The following is a 21,807-nucleotide window of genomic DNA, read 5'->3' as shown; positions in this document are numbered from 1 at the left end:
GACCCTACATATAGCGTCCCTACCTATGAGCGCAGTAGACCTCGCCCGGCTCCAGTTCGCGTTGACGACGTCGTTCCACTTCCTGTTCGTGCTGCTCACGCTGGGCCTGGTCACCCTGCTGGTGATCATGCAGACCAGGTTCACGGTCACCGGCGCGCCCGTGCACGAGCGGATGACGCGGTTCTGGGGCCGGATCTACGTGATCAACTACGCGCTGGGGATCGTCACCGGCATCGTGATGGAGTTCCAGTTCGGGCTGAACTGGTCGGGTCTCGCGACCTACGCCGGCGACGTGTTCGGGGCGCCGCTCGCGCTGGAGACGCTGATCGCGTTCTTCCTGGAGTCGACGTTCCTCGGCTTGTGGATCTTCGGCTGGGGCAAGCTGAACCGCTGGGTGCACCTGGCGTTGCTGTACCTGACCGCGCTCACGGCCTACGCGTCGGCGTTCTGGATCATGGCGGCGAACGGGTTCCTGCAGCACCCCGTCGGCTACCGAGTCGAGGGGAACGTGTTGCGGCTGGACGACTTCTCCGCGCTGTTGAGCAACCCGACGTTCAACTCCGCGCTGATGCACGTGATCTTCGCGTCCATCACGGTCGGCGGGGTGTTCCTGACCGGGGTGTCGGCGTACCACTTCATCAAGCGCACACCCGAGGTCGACTTCTTCCGGCGGTCGCTGCGGATGGGCGTGATCACCACGGCGCTGGCCACGCCGTCGTTGATCGGCGCGGGTTTCGCGCAGTTCCCGATCATCGCGAAGTTCCAGCCGGACAAGAGCGAAGCGGCGCCGTGGATCGGCGCGCCGCTCGGATTCATGATCCTGATCGGGATGACGCTGACGCTGGTCAGCTGGCTGACGCTGCCGTTGCTGATCAAGGATGCGGTGGTCAGGCTCCGCTTCCCGTTGTACCTCATGGTGATCGGCATTCCGCTGCCGTTCCTGGCCGCGATCTTCGGCTGGATGTTCCGCGAGATCGGGCGACAGCCGTGGCTCGTCTACGGGCTGCTGCGGACCGAGGAGGCGGTGTCCCATGTGGACGCCTCGCAGATTCTGTTGTCGCTCATCGTGTTCACGTCCCTGTTCGTGCTGCTGGCCTGCGTTGACTGGGCGTTGATCGCACGTGCGGTCCGTCGTGGTCCGGACGTCGCGCCCGCTCCCGTTTCGCCGCTGGTGGTGACGCTCTGATGGAAACGCTCTGGCTGGTCGTGCTCGGAACCCTCACAGTCGGCTACTTCGCGTTGGCCGGCTTCGACTACGGCACCGGGTTGCTGCTGCCGTTCCGCAGGAAAGACGAAGCGCTGCAGCGGATGACGCCCTTCTTCCTGGGCAACGAGGTGTGGCTGGTCGCCGCGATCGGCGTGCTGTTCGCGGCCTTCCCGCGGCTCGAAGGCGAGCTGCTGTCCGGCGCACATTCGGTGTTCACGCTGGTCCTGGCCGGACTGGTGCTGTTCATGGCCGCCGTGCAGCTGCGGTTGTGGTGGTGGCTGGCGTTCACGGGTGCGCTGATGGTTTCCGTTGGCTGGGGCCTGTTCCTGGCGCACCTGCTGGAGGCGCCCTGGCCGGTCGCGTTCGTCATGCCGGCGCTGTTCGCGGTGCACGGCTGGGTGTTCCAGAACCGGCGGTGGACGTTGTTCCCGTTGACCGCACTGCTTTGCGCGCTACCTATTCCGCTCGCGTTCAGCTCGATCGACGTCACCGGGCTCATGGCGCACTCGGACACGCTCGGCCTCCTCGCGTGGGTCGCGATCCCGATCATCCCGCTGGTGGTGTTGCTGCAATGGTCGATCGTCGCCATCTCCTCGCGCTGATCCCGATCCCGTTCCTGGTGCTCGCCCAGGCCGAGCTGCTGGCGTCGGTGCTGAGCGGCGGTTCCGGATTTCTCCTGCTGTGCCTGGTCATCGTCCTGCGCGTGCTGGTGTGGTGGGTGCACCGCGCCATGGCCCACCGCGCCGCCGAACGCACCCGAGCACGCCTTCGTGAGGCCTTCCTGCGCTCACCCGGCATCAAGGCGGGCGAGGTCGCCACGTTGGTCACGCGCGGCGTGCACGACGTGACGCCTTACATCGTCGGCTATCTGCCGCAGCAGATCCTCGCGGTGGTCGTCCCACTGGCGGTGGTCACGAGGTTGGCGTTCGCCGATCTGGCGGCCGCGCTGACGATCCTGCTGACGTTGCCGTTGATCCCGATCTTCGGCGCGTTGGTCGGTGCGCACACCCGCGAGCGAACGGCTCGTCAGTGGGCAGCGCTGGCCACGCTCGGCGGACATTTCCTCGACGTGGTCAAGGGCATCGGCACGCTCCGTGCGTTCGGACGGGCCGAGGCGCAGTCGACGACGGTCCGGCAGCTGGCCGCACAGCACATGACCGAGACGATGTCGGCACTCAGAGTCGCGTTCCTGTCGGCGTTCGTGCTGGAGCTGGTGGCCACGATGTCGGTGGCGCTGGTCGCGGTGCCGGTGGGGCTCAGGCTGCTCGACGGCGGCGTCCCGCTGTACACGGCGCTGTTGGTGCTTTTCCTTGCCCCGGAGGCGTTTCTGCCGCTCAGGGCCGCTGGAGCGCAGTACCACGCGAGCGCGCAGGGCCGTGAAGTGCTGGCCAATCTGCCCACCGCGACCGACCACAGCGGCGTGACCCCACCGGATCTCGCCGGCGCCGAGATCGTGTTCGACAACGTGAGCGTCCGCAGCCTCAAGAACTTCTCACTGCGGATCAAGCCGGGCGAACGGGTCGCGCTCGTCGGGCCGAGCGGCGCGGGCAAGAGCACGATTCTGGGGCTGCTGCTGGGGTTCGTGCAGCCCGACGACGGTCGCGTGCTGATCGGCGGTGTCGACCTGCGCGAGATCGATCGCAAGGCTTGGCTGGAGGCGCTGTCGTGGGTCCCGCAGCGGCCCACGCTCGTGCCGGCCGATCTCTCGTCCGGTGAACAGCAACGGGTCGCGCTGGCCAAGGCGCTGGACCGGCAGCAGGCCGGACTGTTCCTGCTGGACGAACCCACCGCACACCTCGACGCCGAGACGGAATCCCTGGTGCTGCAAGCGACTCGGGAGTACACCCGCGGGAGGACGGCCGTGATCGTGGCGCACCGGCCGACGTTGCTGAACGAGGTCGACAGGGTGGTGACGGTATGAGACTCGCGATCTTCGTCGGTGTGCTCGCCGAACTGGCCGGCGTCGGCCTCACCGCGACGGCGACCTGGCTGATCATGCGCGCCGCCGAGCACCCGCCGATGCAGGCGCTGACCGTGGCGATCGTCGCGGTCCGCACGCTCGCGCTGGCCAAGGGCGCACTGCGCTACCTCGAACGCCTGACCAGCCACAAGGCCGTGCTCAGCGAGGCCGTCGAACTCCGCGGCCGGGTCTACGACGACCTGGCGCACCGCAGGCACATTCCGTCAGGGACGGCCCTCACCCGCATCGTCACGAACGTCGACCAGCACCTCGACACCAAGCTCCGCGCCACCCTGCCGTGGATCATCGCGGCGCTGGTGAGCGCCGTCATCGCGGTCGTCTCCGGCTTCTCGCTGCCGCTCATCGGCGGCCTGCTGATCAACCTCGCGCTGCTCCCGTGGCTCGCCCTTCGCAAACCGGAAGACCTCACGCCGTTGCGGGCCAAGCTCACCGAACAAACCACCGAACTGGTGCACAGCAAAGAAGAACTGATCGCCTACGGCTTGTTCGACGAGAAACTCTCCGCCGCGACCGCGACCGCAACGGCGTTGTCCCGCAAGGAGCGCACCCGCGATCTGACCCCGTTCGCGATCGCCGTCCAGTTCGGCGCGGCGCTGCTCATGCTCGCGCAGAACGAGCCCGCCTGGCTGATCATGGCGGCCATCGCGACGTTCGAGATCACCATTCCGCTGACCGCCCTGACGAAGCCGATCCCGGAGCCGACCACCGAGTCCGAACCGGCCCGAGTCACCGAAACCCCAGACCTGCAAGGCAGAACGGCGATCGTCGGCCCGAGCGGCAGCGGCAAGACCACGCTGCTCAACACCATCGCCCACCAGCTCGAACCGAGCAGGGGCGCGCTGGCCGGCGCGCACGTCTTCCACACCACGGTCCGCACCAACGTCCTGCTGGCCAAACCCGATGCCACGCAGGAAGAACTGGACCGGGCTGCCGAGATCGCCGAGCTGGACCTCGACTGGGACCAGATCGTCGGCGAACGCGGCGAGGAGATCTCCGGCGGCCAACGCCAGCGCCTGATCCTCACGAGGTCAGTGCTGGCGAACCCGGAAGTCCTGCTCATGGACGAGCCAACCGAAGGACTCGACCCCGAGCAGGCCGACCGCGTGCTGGCCAAGGTCCTCGACAACTGCCAGGGCACCGCACTCGTCGTGACGCACCGCGAAGAGCAGCTAGCGCTCTTCGACCACGTGCACCATCGGGGGCCGATCCGCCACGAGCACGTCGGTCGAGTCGGGTAGCCACTCGCCGTCCACCTGGACGAACTGGGTGAGGGGCCCGGAGTCGGCAGCAACCCCGCACCGGGCCAGCGCGGTCCCCATGATCTGCGAGGACATCACGCCGAGCTGCAGCAGCGACCGGTTGCGGTGCTTCCGCACGCCCAGGTTCACCTGAGCCAGCGCGGACAGCCCGTACCTCCGGTGCACGTCCAGCAACAGCCCGATCTCCACGCCGTACCCGGCCGCGAACGGCACCGACTCCAAAAAGGACCGAGTGGCCGCGTACTCGCCGCCGAGCGGCTGCACCACACCGGACAGCTCCGGCCGCAACGTGTTCAGCAAGGGCCGCGCCACCAGTTCGGTGACCCGCCCGCCACCGCTGCTCTCCAACCGCAACGGCCGCCGGTAGAAGCCCTTCACCAGGTGCACGTCCGGGACGTCCAGCAACGGCCCGAGCAACGCCGTGACGAACGCGGTCTCCGGATCCACCAGGTCGGAGTCCAGGAAGACGATCAGATCACCAGAGGTCGCGGCGAGCGACCGCCACAGCACCTCACCCTTGCCGGGCAACGGTTCCAGCCACGGCACGACGTCCTCGCGCCGTACCACCCGTGCGCCGGCCTCAGCAGCGACCTCCACAGTCCGGTCCGTGGACCCGGAGTCCATCACCACGAGCTCGTCGACGAGCGTCCCGAGCAACGGCCGGACCACGCCGACGACGTCACCGACGGTCGCTTCCTCGTTCAACGCGGGCAGCACGACGGAGACGGTCCGGCCGCGCTTCAACGCCACCAGCTCGTCGACCGTCCAGGACGGCTGCTGCCAGGTGTGCGTGGCGAACCAGGCTTCGACGGCGGGCAGCATCAGGCGAGCGCCCGCACCGCTCGGGCAGGCGGACGGGTTCCCGTCACGCTCGCAACCATCTCCACGACCTTCCTCGCCTGCCGCACGTCAGATGCCCTAATCGCGCGTGCTCCGGACATCGCAGCCACTGTGGCAGCCGCCAGGGTGAAATCCTCATCCCCTGGCGGGATCGTCACCACATCCAACGTTTCGGTGAGCAACGGCAATTCCAGCTCGCCGTCGAATTCCACGACGTCGGCGCCCTCGTTAATGGTCTGACCCAAAACGTCTGCGCTGGTCAGCTGCGCAACGACCAGCACCCGGTCTTTCGGCAGCTCAGTGACGCGGAATCGGTTCACGCCACCCAGCGTAAATCAGTGAGCTGGCTCACAGCTTCTTGCTACCCGTGAGTAGGTATCTGGTTTACTCCCCGGTAACAACCCTGTGTGATCTACGTCATGGTCAAGGAGGACCAGCGTGCGACGATCACTTGTTTTAGTCCTGGTACTCCTCACATCCCTGCTCGGTGCTCCAGCTGCCATCGCGGCTCCTGGGCACTCCATCACCTACAAGTCGATCTCCGGCGTCGGTGGCACCGCCCTGAAGGCCTTCGTCGTCGAACCGACCGGCCAGGGCCCCGGCCCGTTCCCGTTGCTCGTCATGCCGTCCAGCTGGGCGGTGCCGAACATCGAGTACGTCGGCGCGGCGGCCAAGCTCGCCAAGGAGTCCGGCTACGTCGTGGTGAGCTACACGAGCCGCGGCTTCTGGGACTCCGGCGGCGAGATCGACATCGCCGGCCCGGACACCGTCGGCGACGTCAGCAAGGTCATCGACTGGGCCATCGCCAACGCGCACGCCGACGGCACGAGGGTCGGCGCGGCCGGGATCTCCTACGGCGCGGGGCAGTCGCTGCTGGCGGCGGCGAACGACAAGCGCATCAAGGCCGCGGCCGCGTTGAGCACGTGGACCGACCTGGCCCGCTCGCTCTACCCGAACAGCACGGTGAACAAGCAGGCCGTCGAGGTGCTGCTGGCCGCGGGGCACGCCACCGGACGGCCCGGCCCCGTGCTGCTGGAAGCCGAGGACGCCTACCGCGACGGCAGGTTCTGGGAGGTCGTGCCGATCTCCGCGGGCCGTTCCGCCGCCTCGAAGATCTCGCAGATCAACGCCAACGGCACCGCCGTCATGATCGGCAACGCCTGGAACGACGGCATCTTCGCGCCGGGCCAGGTCGCGGACTTCTACTCCAAGCTCACCGGTCCCAAGCGACTCATGCTCTCGCCGGGCGACCACGCCACCGCCGAGCTGTTCGGCGCGGCCGGTCTGCCCAACGAGATCTGGGAGTCGGTCGGCCGCTGGTTCGACCGCCACGTCAAGGGCACGGCCAACGGCATCGACGCCGAGCAGCCGGTGCAGCTCAAGCCGAACAACGGCGGCACGTGGAAGAAGTTCGGCGCGTGGCCGTCCGGCGCCGGCGACACGGTGCAGCTCGACGGCAAGAAGATCTACGCGGGCTGGAACACCGTCGCCGACAGCGGCACGATCCTGCTCTCCGGTGCGCTGCAAGGGTTCCTGAACATCCCGACCGGGGTCTCATTGCCGTTCGTCGACCGCAACCTCGCGGGCGTGTGGGGCGGTCCGCAGTACCCGAACGGCGCAACGCTCGCGGGCACGCCGAAGCTCAAGCTGACCGTGACGCCGAGCGCGGAGACCACCACGTTGTTCGCGTACCTGTACGAGGTCGGGCCGCTGGGTCTGGGCTCGCTGATCACGCACAAGCCGGTGAAGGTGACCGGCGCGGGCCGCACGCAGACGCTCGACGTCGAGCTCGAGCCGACGGTGTGGAACGTCGGCGCGGGCAACCGGATCGCACTGGTGATCGACACGGTGGACCCGCGCTATCTAACGGAATCGACACGGGGATCGTCCGTCACCTTCGGACCGTCGAGCCTCACGGTTCCGAAGGCGTAAGAATGTCCGGGTGGACTTCACCCGGCAGCAGGTGCTCTTCCACCGGATCCATCAGCACGAGCTGGACCGGCGGGTCTCCGACGTGGCCGAGCTGGCGGTGTTGTCCCTGGGCGTCCAGGACAACACCTCCGGCTCGGCCCTGCTGAGCCTCGCCGCCCGCCTCCACGATCCCTCGGTGGACGACTTCGTCCTGACCTGGTCCGTGCGCGGTGCTCCCCATCTGCACCGAGCCGGTGAGCTGAAGGCGTTCTCCCGCGCGCTGTGGCCGTGGAGCGACGCCGACGCCCGAGCGCGCGCCTCCCGGCCGAAAGTCGACGACATGGTGGCGTCACTCAGGCACATCGCCACGGCGATGCGGTCGATCGTCACGAAGCCGATGACCAAGGGCGACGTCAGCAAGGCGCTGACCCCGTTGGCGCCCAAGCAGACCGTCGAAGCGTGCCGCGGCTGCGGCACCGACCACGTCAGCGACCCGATCTTCCGGCTCGGCGCGCTGCCCGCCGGCCTGCGGATCCTGCCCGGCGAGAAGACCGTGACGTTCGAGCGGATCCACGGCTGGCCGGGCGTCCCGCGCAAGACCGCGGGCTTTCACGAGCTGGTGCACCGCTACCTGACCCTGCACGGCCCGGCCGGACCGTCCGAAGTGGCCAGTTACTTCGGCACGACCACCCGCGAGGTCAAGAAGCAGTGGCCGAAGGAAGGCCTGGTCGAGGTGACCGTCGAGGGCCAAAAGGCGTGGCTGCCGGAAGATCTCGAGATCGCCGACGCCGAACCACCGGACGTGCGCCTGCTCCCGCCGACCGACCCGTACCTGCAGGCCCGCGACCGGGACCTGCTGCTGCCGGACAAGGCGGCGCAGAAGGACATCTTCCGCATTCTCGGCCGCCGGGGCGCGATCCTGGTGGACGGCGAGATCGCGGGCTCCTGGCAGGGCAGGGTGGTGTCCGGCAAGCGGTTCGAGGTGACGGCCACGCCGTACCGCCCGCTGCCGGATCTCCTGCCGGAGACCGAAATCCTCGCTCAGGCCAAGGGACTAACCGACGCAAGCGTCAAGAGCAACTGACACGTCGTTCGTCACCACGAGCGACTGCAACGCGGCGTGCGACACGAATCCCTTGTCCCGCAGGTGCGTCAGCCAGTCGACGAGTCCTTTGTAGTGGTCGTCGACGTCGAGCAGCACCACGGGCTTGCGGTGCATGCCCAGCACACCGGCCGTCCACACCTCGAAGAACTCCTCGGCGGTCCCGATGCCACCGGGCAGCGTGAGGAACGCGTCCGCCTTGTCGTCCATCATCTTCTTGCGCTCGCGCATGGTGTCGACGACGTGCAGCTCGGTCGACTCCCGGTCCGCGATCTCCCTGGTGGCCAGCCCCTTCGGGATCACCCCGTAGGTGTGCGCGCCACCAGCGCGAGCCTCCCGCGCCACCGCACCCATCATCGACGTCTGCCCGCCACCCCAGACGAGGTTCCAGCCGCGTGCCGCGATCTGGCGCCCCACCTCGGCAGCGAGGTCGATGTAACTTTGCGGCACGGTGGAAAGGCTGCCGCAGTAAACCGCCACGTACATCAGTGCGCGTCCGCCCATGCCTGGTGCGCTTCCTTGACGACGCGCACCGCGTCCTCGATGTCGTCCGTCAGGTGCAGCAGCGCGAGGTCCTTCTCGCCCACCTTGCCACCCTCGAGCACCGAGCTCTTGATCCAGTCGTACAGCCCCTGCCAGTAGTGCGTGCCGAACAGCACCACCGGGAACTTCGTGACCTTCTTGGTCTGCACCAGCGTCAAGGCCTCGAACAGCTCGTCCAACGTGCCGAACCCACCAGGCAGGCAGATGAACGCCTGCGAGTACTTGATGAACATCGTCTTGCGCACGAAGAAGTACCGGAAGTTCACCCCGAGGTCGACCCACGGGTTGAGCCCCTGCTCGAACGGCAGCTCGATCCCGAGCCCGATCGAGAACCCACCGGCCTCCGAGCACCCCCGGTTGACCGCCTCCATGGCACCCGGCCCACCACCCGTGATGGCGGCAAACCCGGCCTGCGCCAACGCCGCACCAAGATCCCGCCCGAGCTGGTACTCGGGATGATCCCGCCCAGTCCGCGCCGACCCGAACACGGTCACCGCACTCGGCACCTCAGCGAGCGCGCCGAAGCCCTCGACGAACTCGGCCTGAATCCGCAGCACCCGCCACGGATCCGTGTGCACCCAGTCCGAGGGCCCCCGCGAATCCAGCAACCGCTGGTCCGTGGTGGTCAACTCGTCCCGACGTTCTCTGCGCAGCACAACGGGCCCGCGCATCTTCTCTTTGGGGTGCTCGTCCACGACACCGTTCTCGTCTTCCGTCATCACTGAGATCCTAGTGATCAGGCAAGCAAAAATCGCTTAAGCACGTCGAAACACCCGGTGATCTGCCGGACCGGTACGTGCTCTTCCCGCGTGTGCGCCAACGTCGGATCCCCAGGTCCAAAATTGACCGCGGGCATCCCCAACGCCGCAAACCGCGCAACGTCCGTCCACCCGAGCTTGGCCACCGGCGTACCGCCCGCAGCCTCGACGAGCTCCTGCGCCGCCGGAGCGTGCAGTCCAGGCAACGCACCCCCGGCAAAGTCCGTGACGACGACGTCGAACCCCTCGAACACCTCACGCAGATGCTGCTCGGCCTGCTCAACAGTCCGATCAGGCGCAAACCGGTGGTTGACCGTGAGCACAGCCTCATCCGGCACCACGTTGCCGGCGACCCCACCCGTGATCTTCACGGCCTGCAGCCCCTCGTGGTACCGACATCCATCAATCTCCGGCTGCCGCGGCACATACGCCTCCAGCCGCCGCAACGCCTCCCCCATCCCGTGAATGGCGTTGACACCCATCCACGCCCTGGCGGTGTGCGCCCGCTTCCCGCTCGTCCTGACCTCGATGCGCATAGTCCCCTGGCACCCGGCCTCAACCGTCCCGTTGGACGGCTCGCACACGATCGCCAGGTCCCCCTGCAACCACTCCACGAGGTCCCGCTGAATCCGCGTGAGCCCGTTGCGCTCAGCCTCGATCTCTTCGCAGTCGTAAAACACAAACGTCAGATCGTGCCGGGCGTCCTGGCTGCGAGCGGCGATCGCAAGCATCACCGCGTCGCCACCCTTCATGTCCACAGTCCCGCACCCGTGCAGCACGTCCCCTTCACGCCGACTGGGAAAGTTCTGGTTGATCGGCACCGTGTCCAAATGCCCGGCCAGCACCACCCGTCGCTCTTTCCCGAGATTCGTGCGGGCAAGCACCGCGTTCCCCGATCGAGTGATCTCGAGGTGCGGCGCATGCAACTCGAGCGACCGCTCCACGAGATCGGCGATCTCCGCCTCCTCCCCGGACACGCTGCGCACATCCACCAACGCAGTGGTCAGCTCAATCGGGTCAGCAAGCAGATCAAGGGTGTCGGACACGCCGTTCACCCTACTCATTCCGTTTTTCGGCTAGGCCATTCAGCCGATATCGTACTCCGCGTGATCAAACGCACACTCCTGGTCATCTCGCTGCTCCTCATGGCAACGGGCTGCGGCGAGGCCCCCGCCGCCTGCGACCGGCAGTGCGGCGAAATCCGCACCCTCTTCACGGCCCCGTGCGGCTCCCAGCACAGCGGCACCCCAGCCGACTGCGCCGCCTGGGTGGCCAGCGTCAGCTCGATGACCCGCAAACTCGACAGCTCTTTCCAGGGCAAAGAAGTCGAGGACGACGTGAGCCAGGTCCTCCCCCGCCTGATGACCGCAGTAGGCGACTTCGAGACCCACAAGTGCAGCGACGTGAACGTCGACAACGTCTCCAGCACCGACGCCCGCCAGTCGAAGTGCAACGAGGCCTTGATCGCCACGAGGGGCGTCCTCGGTTCCCTCTACTTCTCCGCAGAGGTACCGGGCTAGCCCCAACGCCAACGCGCACTGGGAGTCAGCCAGAAGCACAGAAATCCCCAGGCCGTTGACCTGGGGGTTTCTTGTTGCACGGGCCTGGCGTCGACATCCTTCGAGCTACCAAGAGGCCCTGTTTCCATGCCCGGTGGACCTGGCCGCACTCGACCGATCGATGGACCATCGCTCAAGACCGGAATGAATTGGCTTCTCACCGTGGCAGGCGTCGGTCAGGGCGAGTAGTAGCCGGTGTACCAGCCGTCGTTCCAGTTGGACCGATTGACCGCGATGGCCTCGTAGTGGCAGCCGGACTTGAGTACGACGGCGGAGGTGTAGGTCGTCGTGTCGATGTCCTTCTTAGTGCTCCCAGTGTCGTTGGAACGGCAGTTCGTAGGGGCGCCAGGCATGCTGGAGCTGGCGACGACGAACTTCAGGTCCCATCCCGCGTTCAACGTCGAGTCGGGGTTGGAGACGCGTCCCCAGAGGTAGGTCTTGCCGTCGTACTTGCCCTTGCGGATCTGCAGGGTGCCGTGACCGGTGTTCGTGGACTTCACGGTCGTCACACCCGTGGCCTTGGTGGGCACGCTGCTGTAGAAGGTTGCTGCGGCGTTCGCGGACGGCGCGGCTACCAGGCCGGCCACCGCTACCGCCGCCCAAACCAACCCCAGGCGTGCGACACGGCTCGTGATTTTGCTCATTTCTTCCCCCCTCTGACCTTGCCGAATTCAGATCGTTGTTCTGCGACCGAACAGGTTCCAGCACTGTCGATCGCCATACCCCTGTCAGGGTGCGAAACGAGGTTGTGTTCGATCTGACGGCAGCTTTCTGCTGCCTCGCGGAAACGGGTGTCTGTTACTCCGGTGCCGGGCAGATACCCGCGTCGGTGCCGCGGCTGATCACCAGGATAGGAAGACCATGACGCCACCGATGTCAGGTGAACACCCGACAAGGGATCGTGATCACCGCGTTGACCGCGCCGAAGGCGTTCCGGCCAGTCCGCGCCCCCGAAGGAGGTGCGGACTAGGCTGACCCCCTGTGAGCACCGCATACGGCATTGGCCTGGCCACAGTGACCCCGGACGGCACCGTCCTAGACACCTGGTACCCGTCCCCTGCCCTGACGGAAGCCCCAGCAGAGGTAGCAGCCGAGGTTGCCGCAGAAGCAGTCGGCCTAGCCACCACCCGCCTCTCCTCCGCAGAAATCGCGGAAGCCCTGGGCGAGTCAGCGGCCAAGCTCCTGGGCGAAGACCCAGAACGCAACGTCGAAGTAGTCGGCGTGAAGGTCACCGCAGACCTCACCACCGCCCCCCGAGACACCTACGACGTCTGGCTGAGGCTCCACCTGATCAGCCACCGCCTGATCAAGCCCCACGGCGCGAACCTGGACGGCATCTTCGGCCTCCTGACCAACGTCGTCTGGACCAACCACGGCCCGTGCGCGGTGGAGGACTTCGAACAGACCCGCACCCGCCTCCGCCCAAGGGGCCCGGTCACGGTCTACGGCATCGACAAGTTCCCCAGGATGGTCGACTACGTGGTCCCGACCGGCGTCCGCATCGCCGACGCCGACCGCGTCCGCCTGGGTGCCCACCTCGCACCGGGCACCACGGTCATGCACGAGGGCTTCGTCAACTTCAACGCCGGCACGCTGGGCAACTCGATGGTCGAGGGCCGGATCTCCGGCGGCGTCGTGGTCGGTGACGGCTCGGACGTCGGTGGCGGCGCCTCGATCATGGGAACGCTCTCCGGCGGCGGCAAGCAGGTCATCAGCGTCGGTGAGCGCTGCCTCCTCGGCGCCAACGCCGGCCTGGGCATCTCGCTCGGCGACGACTGCGTGGTCGAGGCGGGCCTCTACATCACCGCGGGCACCAAGGTCACGCTCCCCGGCGGCGAGGTCGTCAAGGCGCTGAGCTTGAGCGGCCGCAACAACGTGCTGTTCATCCGCGACTCCGTGACCGGCACGGTCATGGCCAAGCCACGAAAAGGCACCGGCGTCGAGCTCAATTCGGCGCTGCACGCGAACGACTGAGGCAAACTCAGTGTCTGGGGCCCGGTCTGCTGAGGCAGGCTGGGCCCTTGCCAACTCAGGGAGGTGCACGTGCTGAAACAGCGACTCGAGTTGAACGCTCGCGCCGCGATCGAGCGTGCCCTGGAGGGGGCGCAGTCGGAGGACTCCTTCGTCGAGTTCAAGACCCAGTGGCCGGTCGACCACGGCAAGGCGGCGAGACAGATCGCCGCCCTCTGCAACGCGGCCAGGGGTTCCGAGGCGATGTGGATCGTCGGCGTCGACGAGAAAGGCCGGTACGTCAAGGGTGCGCCGGCCGAGGAGCTGTCGAGCTGGTGGCCCAGGGTGGAAAGCCACTTCGACGGTGTCGCGCCGGGACTCACCACGGTCGCGTTCGACTGGGCACCGCGCAGAACCGTCGTCGTCCTGAGCCTGCAGACCGACAACGCGCCGTACGTGTTCGTCACGAAGAAGGAGCCCTACAGCAGGGAAATCCCGTGGCGCTCCGGCGAACGCACGAGATCCGCGCGCAGAGGCGAGGTCCTGGAACTGCTGGTGCCCAAGCTCGACATGCCGGGCTGGGAGTTCGTCAGCGCCAGAGCCACCCTCAGCCAGCACTCGCCGACGCTGCGGTTCGAGGGCGACCTCTACCTGGAGACGAACCAGCCGTTGTCGCTGCCACACCACCGGTGCCACTCGTACGCGACGTACGGGCTCGACAGCGAGACGGTCGACCTGGCGTTCAGCTTCCGCACGAACACGCGGGACGTGCGGGCGGTCGAACGGGTCGTACGGGTCGCGGAACCGGCCGTGCTCCACGTCAGCGCGGACGCCGACGTCGAGCTGGACGCGTTCCAGGACCTCTGGGACCTGCACTGGCACCTGGTGCTGGGACTCGGCCTGAGCGGTGACTCGATCAGCACGAGCGTCCGGCTCACAACGGACGCGGTGCCGCCCAACCAGTTCACCCGAAGAGTCTGGTCAGCCCTCAAACCCTGAAGATCAAACCCTGAGGCGCTCGGCCGCAGCCGCGATCCGCTCGTCGGTCGCCGTCAACGCGATCCGCACGTGCTGGGCACCAGCCGGCCCGTAGAACGTCCCCGGCGCCGCGAGGATGCCGCGATCGGCCAGCCAGGAGATCGTCTCCCAGGCGTCCTCACCGCGCGACGACCACAGGTACAGCCCCGCCTCGGAGTGCGACACCGTGAACCCGGCCGCCTCCAGGGCGGGCTTCAGCACCTCACGCCGGGCCAGGTACCGAGCACGCTGCTCGGCCACGTGCGAGTCGTCTTCCAAAGCGGCCCGCATGGCCTCCTGCACCGGCCGCGGCACGATCATGCCCGCGTGCTTGCGCAGCTCCAGCAAACCTGAGATCAGCTCCGGGTCGCCGGTGATGAACCCGGCCCGGTAGCCGGCCAGCGAGGACGACTTCGACAGCGAGTGCACGGCGAGCACCCCGTCGAAGGAGTCCACAACGGACGGATGCAGCACCGACACCGGCGAGGCTTCCCACGGCAGCGCCAGGTAGCACTCGTCCGAAGCGACCACGGCACCAACGGCACGGGCGGCGGCAACGGCATCGCGCAGCTGCGCGGCCGACAGCACGCGCCCGGTCGGGTTCGACGGCGAGTTCAGCCACACCAGCCGAGTGCCGGCCGGCGGCAGCTCCCCGTCGGCCAGCCGCACCACGGTGGCACCCGCCAGCAGCGCGCCCACCTCGTACGTCGGATACGCCACGGACGGCACGGCCACGATGTCGCCGGGACCGACGCCGAGCAACGTCGGCAGCCACGCCACCAGCTCCTTGGAGCCGATCGTGGGCAGCACGGCCGCGGGCGACAGGCCGACGATGCCGTAGCGGCGTTCGACGGCGGCCACGAAGGCAGCGCGCAGCTCGGGCGTGCCGTGGGTGGTCGGATAGCCGGGGATGTCGGCGACCGACGACAGAGCGGACTGGATCACCGCGGGAACCGGGTCGACCGGAGTGCCGACCGACAGGTCGACCACACCACCGGGGTGCTTGCGCGCCTTGGCGGCGTGGTCAGCCAGCGAGTCCCACGGGAAGTCCGGCAGGGCCGGACCCCGGCGTTGGATGATCAATGCCCCTCGGCCTGCGGCTCGAGCACCTTGATGAACTCGGGGTCGGCGCTGACCTTGCCGACCTTCGAGGCGCCACCGGGCGAGCCGAGCTCGTTGAAGAAGTCCGCGTTCGCCTTGGTGTAGTCCTTCCACTCGTCGGGGACGTCGTCCTCGTAGTAGATGGCTTCCACCGGGCACACGGGCTCGCACGCGCCACAGTCCACGCACTCGTCGGGGTGGATGTAGAGCATCCGGTCGCCTTCGTAGATGCAGTCGACGGGGCACTCTTCGATGCACGCCTTGTCGAGCACGTCCACGCACGGCTGGGCGATCACATAGGTCACTGCGCTCTCCAACTTCCTCTGGTCCACACCGCGCAAGCCGGAGAGTACGCGGCACGTTCGAGTATCACCCGGTCAGGCTTGCCTTAGCTGCACGGTGTGCCACGTCACTCCATCTGCTGAGACGAGCTTGGGACAGGATGAACGGGTGCACACCGAGGATCACCTGGAATCGCTCTGCGCGCGAGCATGGCCCGCGCTGGCAGAAGTCCCGCTCGGGGACTGGTTGATGCGCGCCGCCGACGGGTTCACCGGCCGCGCCAACAGCACGCTGACCTGCGGCGATCCCGGCATTCCCGTGGCGGAAGCGTTGGCCGTCGCCGAAGGGTTCGCCCGCGAGCACGGCATCAAACCCACGGCCCACGTGATCAACGGCTCAAGGCACGAGCGCGCGATTCGGGAAACGGGCTGGCAGGTGGACCTCGACCACCCCGGCGGCGCGGAGTCGCTGGTGATGACGGGCCCGCTGGAGAAGTTCGCCGACGGCGTAGCCGGAAACCACGATCTTCCCGGATGGTGGGAACTGACGGCCGGATCCGAGGTCTCCGCCGCCCAGCGGCACGTGCTCGGCAGCGGTGGAAACGTCTGCTTCGCGAGCCTCAGCGACAACGGAGCGGTCGTCGCGGCCGTCCGCGGCGCCGTCGTCGAGGACGTCCTGCACATCGCCCGCCTCGCCGTGCGTCCGACGCACCGTCGCAAGGGCCTGGCGAGGCAGCTGATGGGCGAACTGGCCGGTTGGGGCCTGGAGCAGGGCGCCACGACGTGCGCGCTGCAGGTGGCCGAGCACAACGAGCCCGCGATCCGGCTGTACGAGGAGCTCGGCTGCACCGAGCACCACCGCTACCGCTACTGGGTGCCCGCGGTCTCGTAGAGGCCGGGCCGGTGCGCGGCGTTGCGCGCCATCACCGCGCCCACGGCCACCGCACCCGTCAACGCGCCACCGGCGAACATCAGGAGACCGCGCCAGTCCTGCAGCAACAGGACCGAACCTGTCACGCGCCCCGGCTCGAAGTAGCTGAACACCATCATCGTCAGGAACCAGACCAGCAACGGCGACGCGGCGGTCAGCACCCGTTCGGACAGCGAGGCCGCCCAGGACACCAGCACCGGCATCGTGAACGCGGCCACCAAGATCATGATCGGGAACGGGAAGTCGCCCAGCTTCGGCAGCAGCGTGCCGTCGAAGCGCAGCGGCAGGAAGATCGTTTCCAGCACGGCGAGCACTGCCGCCTCGACGCACAGAAGCAGCAGGAAGACCACTCGCCAACTACCGGTCACTCAGTCCTCCGAACAGGTCTGTGGCCGCGCCGTCCGCCGAACCCTTGGCCAGCACGTAGAACTCACCGCCGACCAGCGGCTGTGCGATGTTGTTGGACAGCGCATACCCGTCGTCCCACACACTGACCTGCGTCGAGTGTGCACGCAACGCCCGTCGCTTGGCCGTCAGGTGCTCGGACACGTCTACAACCGTTGTGATCTCTTCATCCGGCGTGACCGGCAGCTCACCGGGCTCCGGCAGCCGGAAGGCCTCGGGCACGTTCTCCAGCGCGGCCACGCCGGCCTTGGTGGCGTCGCGGGACGTCACGGCGTAGAAGACCCGCTCGACGTCGGAGACCTGGGCGCACGCGGCCACCGTGATCTCGTGCGCGCGGATGTGGTCCGGGTGGCCGTAACCGCCGAACGCGTCGTAGCTGACGACCACCTGAGGCTTGACCTCGCGCAGGATCTCGACCAACTGGGCGGTCTGGTCGTCCAGCGAGCCCTGGATGAACGCGCGCGGGTGCGCGTTGGACGGCACGTCGACCATGCCGGAGTCGCGCCACCGGCCGATGCCGCCGAGGAACCTGTGGTCGGTCACGCCGAGCGCGGCGCAGGCCGATCTCAGCTCACCCACGCGGTATCCGCCCAGCTGGTCGGCGGCGTCGGCGGCCAGGTTCGCCAGTCCGGGCGGGATGATCTCGCCCTCTTCCCCCAGCGTGCAGGTGACGACAGTCACGTGCGCGCCCGCGGAGGCGTAGCGCGCGATGGTGCCGCCCGTCCAGAGACTCTCGTCGTCCGGGTGAGCGTGCACGAAGAGCAACCGTGGTGGGGCAGTCAGCGTCACCGGAAAAGAGTAAAGGCCGCCTTCATCGGATGATGAAGGCGGCCTTTGCTAAGGATCTCAATTGGTCTGTGAACCTTCTAAACCACCGAGCGTTCCTCCGCGAAGTGGCACGCGGACAGCGTTCCGTCCGGTCCACCCCGCAATTCCAGCTTCGGTTCCTCGGTGGCGCAGATGTCCTGCGCCTTCCAGCACCGCGTGCGGAACCGGCAGCCGGACGGCGGATTGACGGGCGACGGCACGTCACCGGTCAGCACGATCCGCTGACGCTGGCGCTCCTGCTTGGGATCCGGCATCGGCACCGCGGACAGCAACGCCTGCGTGTACGGGTGCATCGGCCGGTTGTAGATGTCCTCGCGATCACCCATCTCGATGATCTTGCCGAGGTACATCACCGCGACCCGGTCCGAGATGTGCCGCACCACCGAGAGGTCGTGCGCCACGAACAGGTACGCGAGCCCGAGCCGTTCCTGCAGTTCCTCCAACAGGTTCACGACACCGGCCTGTACCGAGACGTCCAAAGCGGACACCGGCTCGTCCAGCACCAGGAACCGCGGGTTCAACGCGAGCGCCCGCGCGATGCCGATGCGCTGCCGCTGACCGCCGGAGAACTCGTGCGGGTAGCGGTTGCGGTGCTCGGGGTTGAGACCCACGAGCTCCATCAACTCGTTGACCCGTCGCTGCACGCCACCTTCGACACCGTGGATCCGCAATGGTTCCGCGATGATGTCGTTGACCTGCCACTTGGGGTTCAGCGAGGCGTACGGGTCCTGGAAGACGATCTGGATGTCCTTGCGCAACGGCCGAAGCTGCTTGTTGCTCATGGACGTGAGCTCGCGGCCCTCGAACTTCACCGAGCCCGACGTGGGCTTGTGCAGCTGGAGGATCGCGCGCCCGGTCGTCGACTTGCCGCAGCCGGACTCGCCGACCAGACCGAGCGTCTCACCGGCGCGCAGCGAGAACGACACACCGGACACGGCCTGCACCGTGCCCACGTTGCGCGGGATGATTCCCTTGCCCCGCACGGGGAATTCCTTGACGAGGTCGGTGACCTCCAGCAGTGGCGCGGTCACTTCGCCTCCTCATCCTTCAGATCCGTGAGCAACGAGCCGTGCACTGCGGTCACTTCGAGCGAGTCGTCGGGGTTGGCCGCGGCGAACACCGCCGGGTTCTCCACCGTGCCGATCTCGTCGTGCAGGAACAGCCGCTGCGGCTGGTCGATCGTCGCCAGGTGCTCCCAGCGGTGGCAGCGCGTCGTGTGGTTCGGTGCGCCGGCCTCCTCCAGCAACGGCTCCCACTCGTGGCACACGTCGGCGACGAGCGGGCAGCGCGGCGAGAACGAGCAACCGGTCGGCAGGTTCACGAGCGACGGCGGCGCACCCTTGATCGGGGTGAGCCGCTTGCCGAGCGTGGCCGGGTTCGGGACCGAGCCCAGAAGTCCGACGGTGTAAGGCATCCGCGGGCGTTCGAAGACGTCGTCGACCGGGCCGGACTCGACCACGGTGCCGCCGTACATCACCTGCACGCGGTTGACCATGCCCGCGACCACGCCGAGGTCGTGCGTGATCATCACGATCGCCGCGTCGGTCTCGGACTGGATGCGCAGCATGGTGTCGAGGATCTGCGCCTGCACCGTCACGTCGAGCGCGGTGGTCGGCTCGTCGGCGATGATCACGCTGGGGTCGTTGATGATCGCCATCGCGATGACCACGCGCTGCCGCATGCCGCCGGAGAACTCGTGCGGGTACTGGGCCGCGCGCTTGTCCGGCTGCGGGATCCCGACCAGTTCCAGCGCGTCGATCGCCTTGGCCCACGCCGCCTTCTTGGAGACGTCGTGGTGCGCGCGGTAGGTCTCGGCGAGCTGCCACCCCACGGTGTAGACGGGGTTCAGCGACGTCATCGGGTCCTGGAAGATCATCGAGATGTGCTTGCTGCGGAACGGCTGCATCTGCTTGTAGGTGCGGCCGTTCAGCTCCTCACCGCGGTAGCGGATCGAGCCTTCGACGATCGCGTTCTTGGGCAGCAGGCCCATGATCGCCATGGAGGACACCGACTTGCCGGAGCCCGACTCGCCCACGATCCCCAGCACGTCGCCGGAGTTGAGGTCGAACGAGACGTTGCGCACGGCGCGGACGTCGCCGTCGTCGGTCGGGAACGTGACCGAGAGGTCCTTGACCGAGAGCAGCGGCGAGGTGGTGTTGGAGGGCAGGAAGTCCTCCGACAGTTCGGAAACACTCGTCATCAGGCACGCACCTTCGTCTGCCTCGGGTCGAACGCGTCGCGCAGGCCGTCACCGATGAAGTTGACGGCCAGGGAGAGCGACACGAGCACGATGAACGGACCCCAGAACAGCCACGGCCGGTTCAGGAACTGCCCGTAGTTCTCCAGCACGATCACGCCGAGCGAGGTGTCCGGGGGCTGGACTCCCAGTCCCAGGAACGAAAGCGCGGCCTCGGTGAGCACCGCGGTCGCGATCGCCAGCGTGGCGTTGACGGTGATGCTGCCGATCATGTTCGGCACCAGGTGCTTGAAGATGATCCGCGGCGTCGATGCGCCACAGGCCCGTGCCGCCTCGATGAACTCCCGTTGTGCCAAGGAAAGCGTCTCACCGCGGGTGATGCGGGCGATCTGCATCCAGGCGAACGAGGCGAGCACCAGCGCGACGACGTACCAGCTGCCGGAGAAGCCCTTCACGACGATCGCGGCGACCGCGATCTGCGGAATGATCAGCAGCAGGTCGACCAGCCGCATCAGCGCCGTGTCGACGAAACCGCGCAGATATCCGGCCAGCGCACCGAAGATCACGCCGATGGCGGTCGCGAGCGCGGCCACGATCAACGCGATCTGCAGCGAGTAGCCGGTGCCGCGCATGAGCAGCGCCAGCATGTCCTTGCCGACCTGGGTGGTGCCGAGCGGGTGCGTGCCGCTCATCGGCTGGTACGACTTGCTGGACACGTCCTCGAAGTCGTAGGTCCAGATGAACGGACCGAGGAACGCGAAGAGGACGAGGAGCACGAACACGCCGAGGCTCACCATCGCGAGCCGGTGGCGCAGGAAGCGCCCCAGCACGAGCTGGCCCTGCGTGCGGGTCTTCGTGGCGTCGAACTCGTGCGAGTCGGACTGGGGAGCGCTGTTCACCACGCCGCCCTCGGACGCCAAGTTGATGTTAGCCAAGGCGAATCCTAGGGTCGAGGATGCCGTACACGATGTCGGCGATCAGGTTGAACAGCACGATCAGGCTCGCGGTGACCGCGAGCCAGCCCATCAGCATGGGCGGGTCGAACTGCCGCACGGAGCTCACCAGCAGCGTGCCCATGCCGGCCCAGCCGAACACGGTCTCGGTGATGATCGCGCCGGACAACACGGCGCCGAAGTTCAGCGAGAACAGCGTGGCGACGGGGATGAGCGCGTTGCGGAACGCGTGCCGGAAGATCACCCTGCTCTGCGAGATGCCCTTCGCCCGCGCGGTGCGCACGAAGTCCGAGTGCAGGATCTCCAGCATGGAGGCGCGTTCGAACCGGCTGTAGGCGGCGAAGCTGATCAGCATCAGCGCGATCGTCGGCAGCAGGAACGTGCCCGTGTACTTGAAGATGACGTCGCCGATGCTGCCGCTGAAGCCACCTGGCCGGGGGCCGGCGGTGGTGAGCCAGCGCTCCAGTCCCATCGACTCCAGGACGTTGTTGAACTGGATGCCGTAGTTCTTCACGATGACCGCGACGCAGAAGATCGGCATCGAGAACATCAGGAACGCGGTACTGGTGGCGAGGTAGTCGAAGATCGAGTACTGGCGCACGGCGGCGAGCACGCCGACCGAGACACCCAGGGTGAGAGCGAGCAGCTCTGCACCGATGACGAGCCGTCCGGTGGTCCACAGCGCGTCGGTGACGGCGGGGAAGACAGCGGTCTTGGCCTGGCCGAGGGCGATGCTCTGGCCCCAGTCACCGGACAGGAAGTCCATGAGCCAGTTCCAGTAGCGGATGACGACGGGCTTGTCGAGGCCGAGGGAGGCCTCGGCGGCCCTGATGTCGGCGTCGGTGACGCCGGGCCTGAATCGCATCTCCGCCAAGGGGTTTCCGGCGGTCGCGACGAGGACGTAACAGGCGAAGCTGCCGATCAGCAGGATGGGTATGGAGATCAGCAGGCGCCGAATGATGTAGCGGATCACGGGCGGGCTCC

The 21,807-nt window shown here is 67.4% G+C and carries 24 protein-coding genes; 10 read left to right on the top strand and 14 right to left on the bottom strand.

The annotated features are described in order from the left end of the window. Positions 1 to 25 precede the first annotated feature (25 nt). The 4 genes from DI276_RS33745 to DI276_RS33730 are packed head-to-tail and all read left to right on the top strand — an operon-like array spanning position 26 to position 4,426. Complete coding sequence (locus DI276_RS33745; RefSeq protein WP_112270924.1) at positions 26 to 1,186, top strand: cytochrome ubiquinol oxidase subunit I; 1,161 nt, start codon at positions 26 to 28, stop codon at positions 1,184 to 1,186. Further along, positions 1,186 to 1,809, top strand: coding sequence for a cytochrome d ubiquinol oxidase subunit II (locus DI276_RS33740; protein WP_112270922.1), 624 nt, complete (start codon positions 1,186 to 1,188; stop codon positions 1,807 to 1,809). The genes DI276_RS33745 and DI276_RS33740 overlap by 1 nt, the downstream gene beginning before the upstream one ends. Then, positions 1,779 to 3,128, top strand: a complete 1,350-nt coding sequence (locus DI276_RS33735) for an ABC transporter ATP-binding protein/permease (protein ID WP_112270920.1) — start codon at positions 1,779 to 1,781, stop codon at positions 3,126 to 3,128. Before DI276_RS33740 ends, DI276_RS33735 begins: the two co-directional genes overlap by 31 nt. After that, on the top strand, positions 3,125 to 4,426 hold the full coding sequence (locus tag DI276_RS33730) for an amino acid ABC transporter ATP-binding/permease protein (RefSeq protein ID WP_112270918.1): 1,302 nt from the start codon (positions 3,125 to 3,127) through the stop codon (positions 4,424 to 4,426). Before DI276_RS33735 ends, DI276_RS33730 begins: the two co-directional genes overlap by 4 nt. Here the strand turns inward: DI276_RS33730 and DI276_RS33725 are convergent. Together DI276_RS33725 and DI276_RS33720 are read right to left on the bottom strand one after the other, a co-directional pair. Beyond that, entirely contained in the window at positions 4,358 to 5,269 is a 912-nt protein-coding gene (locus tag DI276_RS33725) for a glucosyl-3-phosphoglycerate synthase (protein WP_112270916.1), read from the bottom strand. The two genes, DI276_RS33730 and DI276_RS33725, sit on opposite strands and share 69 nt — an antisense overlap. Beyond that, entirely contained in the window at positions 5,269 to 5,607 is a 339-nt protein-coding gene (locus tag DI276_RS33720) for a hypothetical protein (protein ID WP_112270914.1), read from the bottom strand. Before DI276_RS33720 ends, DI276_RS33725 begins: the two co-directional genes overlap by 1 nt. 118 nt (positions 5,608 to 5,725) lie before the next feature. Here DI276_RS33720 and DI276_RS33715 point away from each other — a divergent pair, with 118 nt between their 5' ends. Together DI276_RS33715 and DI276_RS33710 are read left to right on the top strand one after the other, a co-directional pair. Continuing rightward, positions 5,726 to 7,219 carry a CocE/NonD family hydrolase gene (locus DI276_RS33715; protein ID WP_112270912.1) on the top strand — a complete coding sequence of 498 codons (1,494 nt, stop codon included), beginning with the start codon at positions 5,726 to 5,728 and terminating at the stop codon, positions 7,217 to 7,219. 10 nt (positions 7,220 to 7,229) lie between these two features. Beyond that, positions 7,230 to 8,282, top strand: a complete 1,053-nt coding sequence (locus DI276_RS33710) for a winged helix DNA-binding domain-containing protein (protein ID WP_112270910.1) — start codon at positions 7,230 to 7,232, stop codon at positions 8,280 to 8,282. Here DI276_RS33710 and DI276_RS33705 read toward each other — a convergent pair. From DI276_RS33705 to dapE, 3 genes are read right to left on the bottom strand one after another with little or no spacing between them, the layout of a single operon-like run. Then, positions 8,253 to 8,786: an LOG family protein gene (locus DI276_RS33705; RefSeq protein WP_112271472.1), complete on the bottom strand. Its 534-nt coding sequence runs from the start codon at positions 8,784 to 8,786 to the stop codon at positions 8,253 to 8,255. The two genes, DI276_RS33710 and DI276_RS33705, sit on opposite strands and share 30 nt — an antisense overlap. Next, entirely contained in the window at positions 8,786 to 9,562 is a 777-nt protein-coding gene (locus tag DI276_RS33700) for a TIGR00730 family Rossman fold protein (RefSeq protein WP_112270907.1), read from the bottom strand. The genes DI276_RS33705 and DI276_RS33700 overlap by 1 nt, the downstream gene beginning before the upstream one ends. 17 nt (positions 9,563 to 9,579) lie before the next feature. After that, positions 9,580 to 10,647 (bottom strand): succinyl-diaminopimelate desuccinylase, encoded by a 1,068-nt coding sequence (gene dapE / locus DI276_RS33695; RefSeq protein WP_112270905.1) that lies wholly within the window; start codon positions 10,645 to 10,647, stop codon positions 9,580 to 9,582. Between the two features lie 60 nt (positions 10,648 to 10,707). On the opposite strand from dapE, the gene DI276_RS33690 reads away from it, so the two are divergent. Further along, complete coding sequence (locus DI276_RS33690; RefSeq protein ID WP_112270903.1) at positions 10,708 to 11,121, top strand: hypothetical protein; 414 nt, start codon at positions 10,708 to 10,710, stop codon at positions 11,119 to 11,121. Positions 11,122 to 11,336: 215 nt separating this feature from the next. On the opposite strand, the gene DI276_RS33685 is transcribed toward DI276_RS33690, so the two are convergent. After that, positions 11,337 to 11,804, bottom strand: coding sequence for a hypothetical protein (locus DI276_RS33685; protein WP_112270901.1), 468 nt, complete (start codon positions 11,802 to 11,804; stop codon positions 11,337 to 11,339). Positions 11,805 to 12,141: 337 nt separating this feature from the next. On the opposite strand from DI276_RS33685, the gene dapD reads away from it, so the two are divergent. Further along, a complete protein-coding gene (dapD, locus tag DI276_RS33680) occupies positions 12,142 to 13,134 on the top strand; it encodes a 2,3,4,5-tetrahydropyridine-2,6-dicarboxylate N-succinyltransferase (protein ID WP_112270899.1) in 993 nt (330 codons plus the stop codon). A 69-nt stretch (positions 13,135 to 13,203) separates the two neighbouring features. Further along, positions 13,204 to 14,109: a hypothetical protein gene (locus DI276_RS33675; protein ID WP_157985095.1), complete on the top strand. Its 906-nt coding sequence runs from the start codon at positions 13,204 to 13,206 to the stop codon at positions 14,107 to 14,109. 3 nt (positions 14,110 to 14,112) lie between these two features. Here DI276_RS33675 and dapC read toward each other — a convergent pair whose 3' ends face one another. Both dapC and fdxA read right to left on the bottom strand, forming a co-directional pair. Beyond that, positions 14,113 to 15,204, bottom strand: coding sequence for a succinyldiaminopimelate transaminase (gene dapC, locus DI276_RS33670; protein WP_198681085.1), 1,092 nt, complete (start codon positions 15,202 to 15,204; stop codon positions 14,113 to 14,115). A gap of 2 nt (positions 15,205 to 15,206) precedes the next feature. Then, complete coding sequence (gene fdxA, locus DI276_RS33665; RefSeq protein WP_030472963.1) at positions 15,207 to 15,533, bottom strand: ferredoxin; 327 nt, start codon at positions 15,531 to 15,533, stop codon at positions 15,207 to 15,209. A gap of 145 nt (positions 15,534 to 15,678) precedes the next feature. On the opposite strand from fdxA, the gene DI276_RS33660 reads away from it, so the two are divergent. Continuing rightward, the gene (locus DI276_RS33660; RefSeq protein ID WP_232837092.1) at positions 15,679 to 16,401 is read left to right on the top strand and encodes a GNAT family N-acetyltransferase; all 723 of its coding nucleotides are present in this window, start codon (positions 15,679 to 15,681) and stop codon (positions 16,399 to 16,401) included. On the opposite strand, the gene DI276_RS33655 is transcribed toward DI276_RS33660, so the two are convergent. The 6 genes from DI276_RS33655 to DI276_RS33630 form a co-directional block, all read right to left on the bottom strand. Continuing rightward, positions 16,377 to 16,808, bottom strand: coding sequence for a hypothetical protein (locus DI276_RS33655; RefSeq protein ID WP_112270882.1), 432 nt, complete (start codon positions 16,806 to 16,808; stop codon positions 16,377 to 16,379). The genes DI276_RS33660 and DI276_RS33655 overlap by 25 nt on opposite strands. Then, complete coding sequence (gene mshB, locus DI276_RS33650; protein WP_112270880.1) at positions 16,798 to 17,634, bottom strand: N-acetyl-1-D-myo-inositol-2-amino-2-deoxy-alpha-D-glucopyranoside deacetylase; 837 nt, start codon at positions 17,632 to 17,634, stop codon at positions 16,798 to 16,800. The genes DI276_RS33655 and mshB overlap by 11 nt, the downstream gene beginning before the upstream one ends. A 77-nt stretch (positions 17,635 to 17,711) precedes the next feature. Then, entirely contained in the window at positions 17,712 to 18,704 is a 993-nt protein-coding gene (locus DI276_RS33645) for an ABC transporter ATP-binding protein (RefSeq protein ID WP_112270878.1), read from the bottom strand. Next, on the bottom strand, positions 18,701 to 19,873 hold the full coding sequence (locus tag DI276_RS33640) for an ABC transporter ATP-binding protein (RefSeq protein ID WP_112270876.1): 1,173 nt from the start codon (positions 19,871 to 19,873) through the stop codon (positions 18,701 to 18,703). The genes DI276_RS33645 and DI276_RS33640 overlap by 4 nt, the downstream gene beginning before the upstream one ends. Continuing rightward, on the bottom strand, positions 19,873 to 20,769 hold the full coding sequence (locus DI276_RS33635; protein WP_408610607.1) for an ABC transporter permease: 897 nt from the start codon (positions 20,767 to 20,769) through the stop codon (positions 19,873 to 19,875). Before DI276_RS33635 ends, DI276_RS33640 begins: the two co-directional genes overlap by 1 nt. Before the next feature lie 28 nt (positions 20,770 to 20,797). Further along, on the bottom strand, positions 20,798 to 21,796 hold the full coding sequence (locus tag DI276_RS33630; protein WP_112270872.1) for an ABC transporter permease: 999 nt from the start codon (positions 21,794 to 21,796) through the stop codon (positions 20,798 to 20,800). Positions 21,797 to 21,807: the final 11 nt, after the last annotated feature.

Source organism: Lentzea terrae, assembly GCF_003265345.1.
In the GTDB taxonomy this organism is placed as follows: domain Bacteria; phylum Actinomycetota; class Actinomycetes; order Mycobacteriales; family Pseudonocardiaceae; genus Lentzea; species Lentzea terrae.
This window is presented reverse-complemented; position numbering and strand designations above follow the sequence as displayed.

What these genes read in the sequence shown, in the direction of transcription:
- DI276_RS33740 (WP_112270922.1), top strand. Translation starts at nt 1,186, where the DNA reads ATGGAAACGCTCTGGCTGGTCGTGCTCGGAACCCTCACAGTCGGCTAC.
- DI276_RS33735 (WP_112270920.1), top strand. Translation starts at nt 1,779, where the DNA reads ATGGTCGATCGTCGCCATCTCCTCGCGCTGATCCCGATCCCGTTCCTG.
- DI276_RS33725 (WP_112270916.1), bottom strand. Translation starts at nt 5,269, where the DNA reads ATGCTGCCCGCCGTCGAAGCCTGGTTCGCCACGCACACCTGGCAGCAG.
- DI276_RS33745 (WP_112270924.1), top strand. Translation starts at nt 26, where the DNA reads ATGAGCGCAGTAGACCTCGCCCGGCTCCAGTTCGCGTTGACGACGTCG.
- DI276_RS33640 (WP_112270876.1), bottom strand. Translation starts at nt 19,873, where the DNA reads ATGACGAGTGTTTCCGAACTGTCGGAGGACTTCCTGCCCTCCAACACC.
- DI276_RS33705 (WP_112271472.1), bottom strand. Translation starts at nt 8,786, where the DNA reads ATGTACGTGGCGGTTTACTGCGGCAGCCTTTCCACCGTGCCGCAAAGT.
- DI276_RS33685 (WP_112270901.1), bottom strand. Translation starts at nt 11,804, where the DNA reads ATGAGCAAAATCACGAGCCGTGTCGCACGCCTGGGGTTGGTTTGGGCG.
- DI276_RS33730 (WP_112270918.1), top strand. Translation starts at nt 3,125, where the DNA reads ATGAGACTCGCGATCTTCGTCGGTGTGCTCGCCGAACTGGCCGGCGTC.
- DI276_RS33700 (WP_112270907.1), bottom strand. Translation starts at nt 9,562, where the DNA reads ATGACGGAAGACGAGAACGGTGTCGTGGACGAGCACCCCAAAGAGAAG.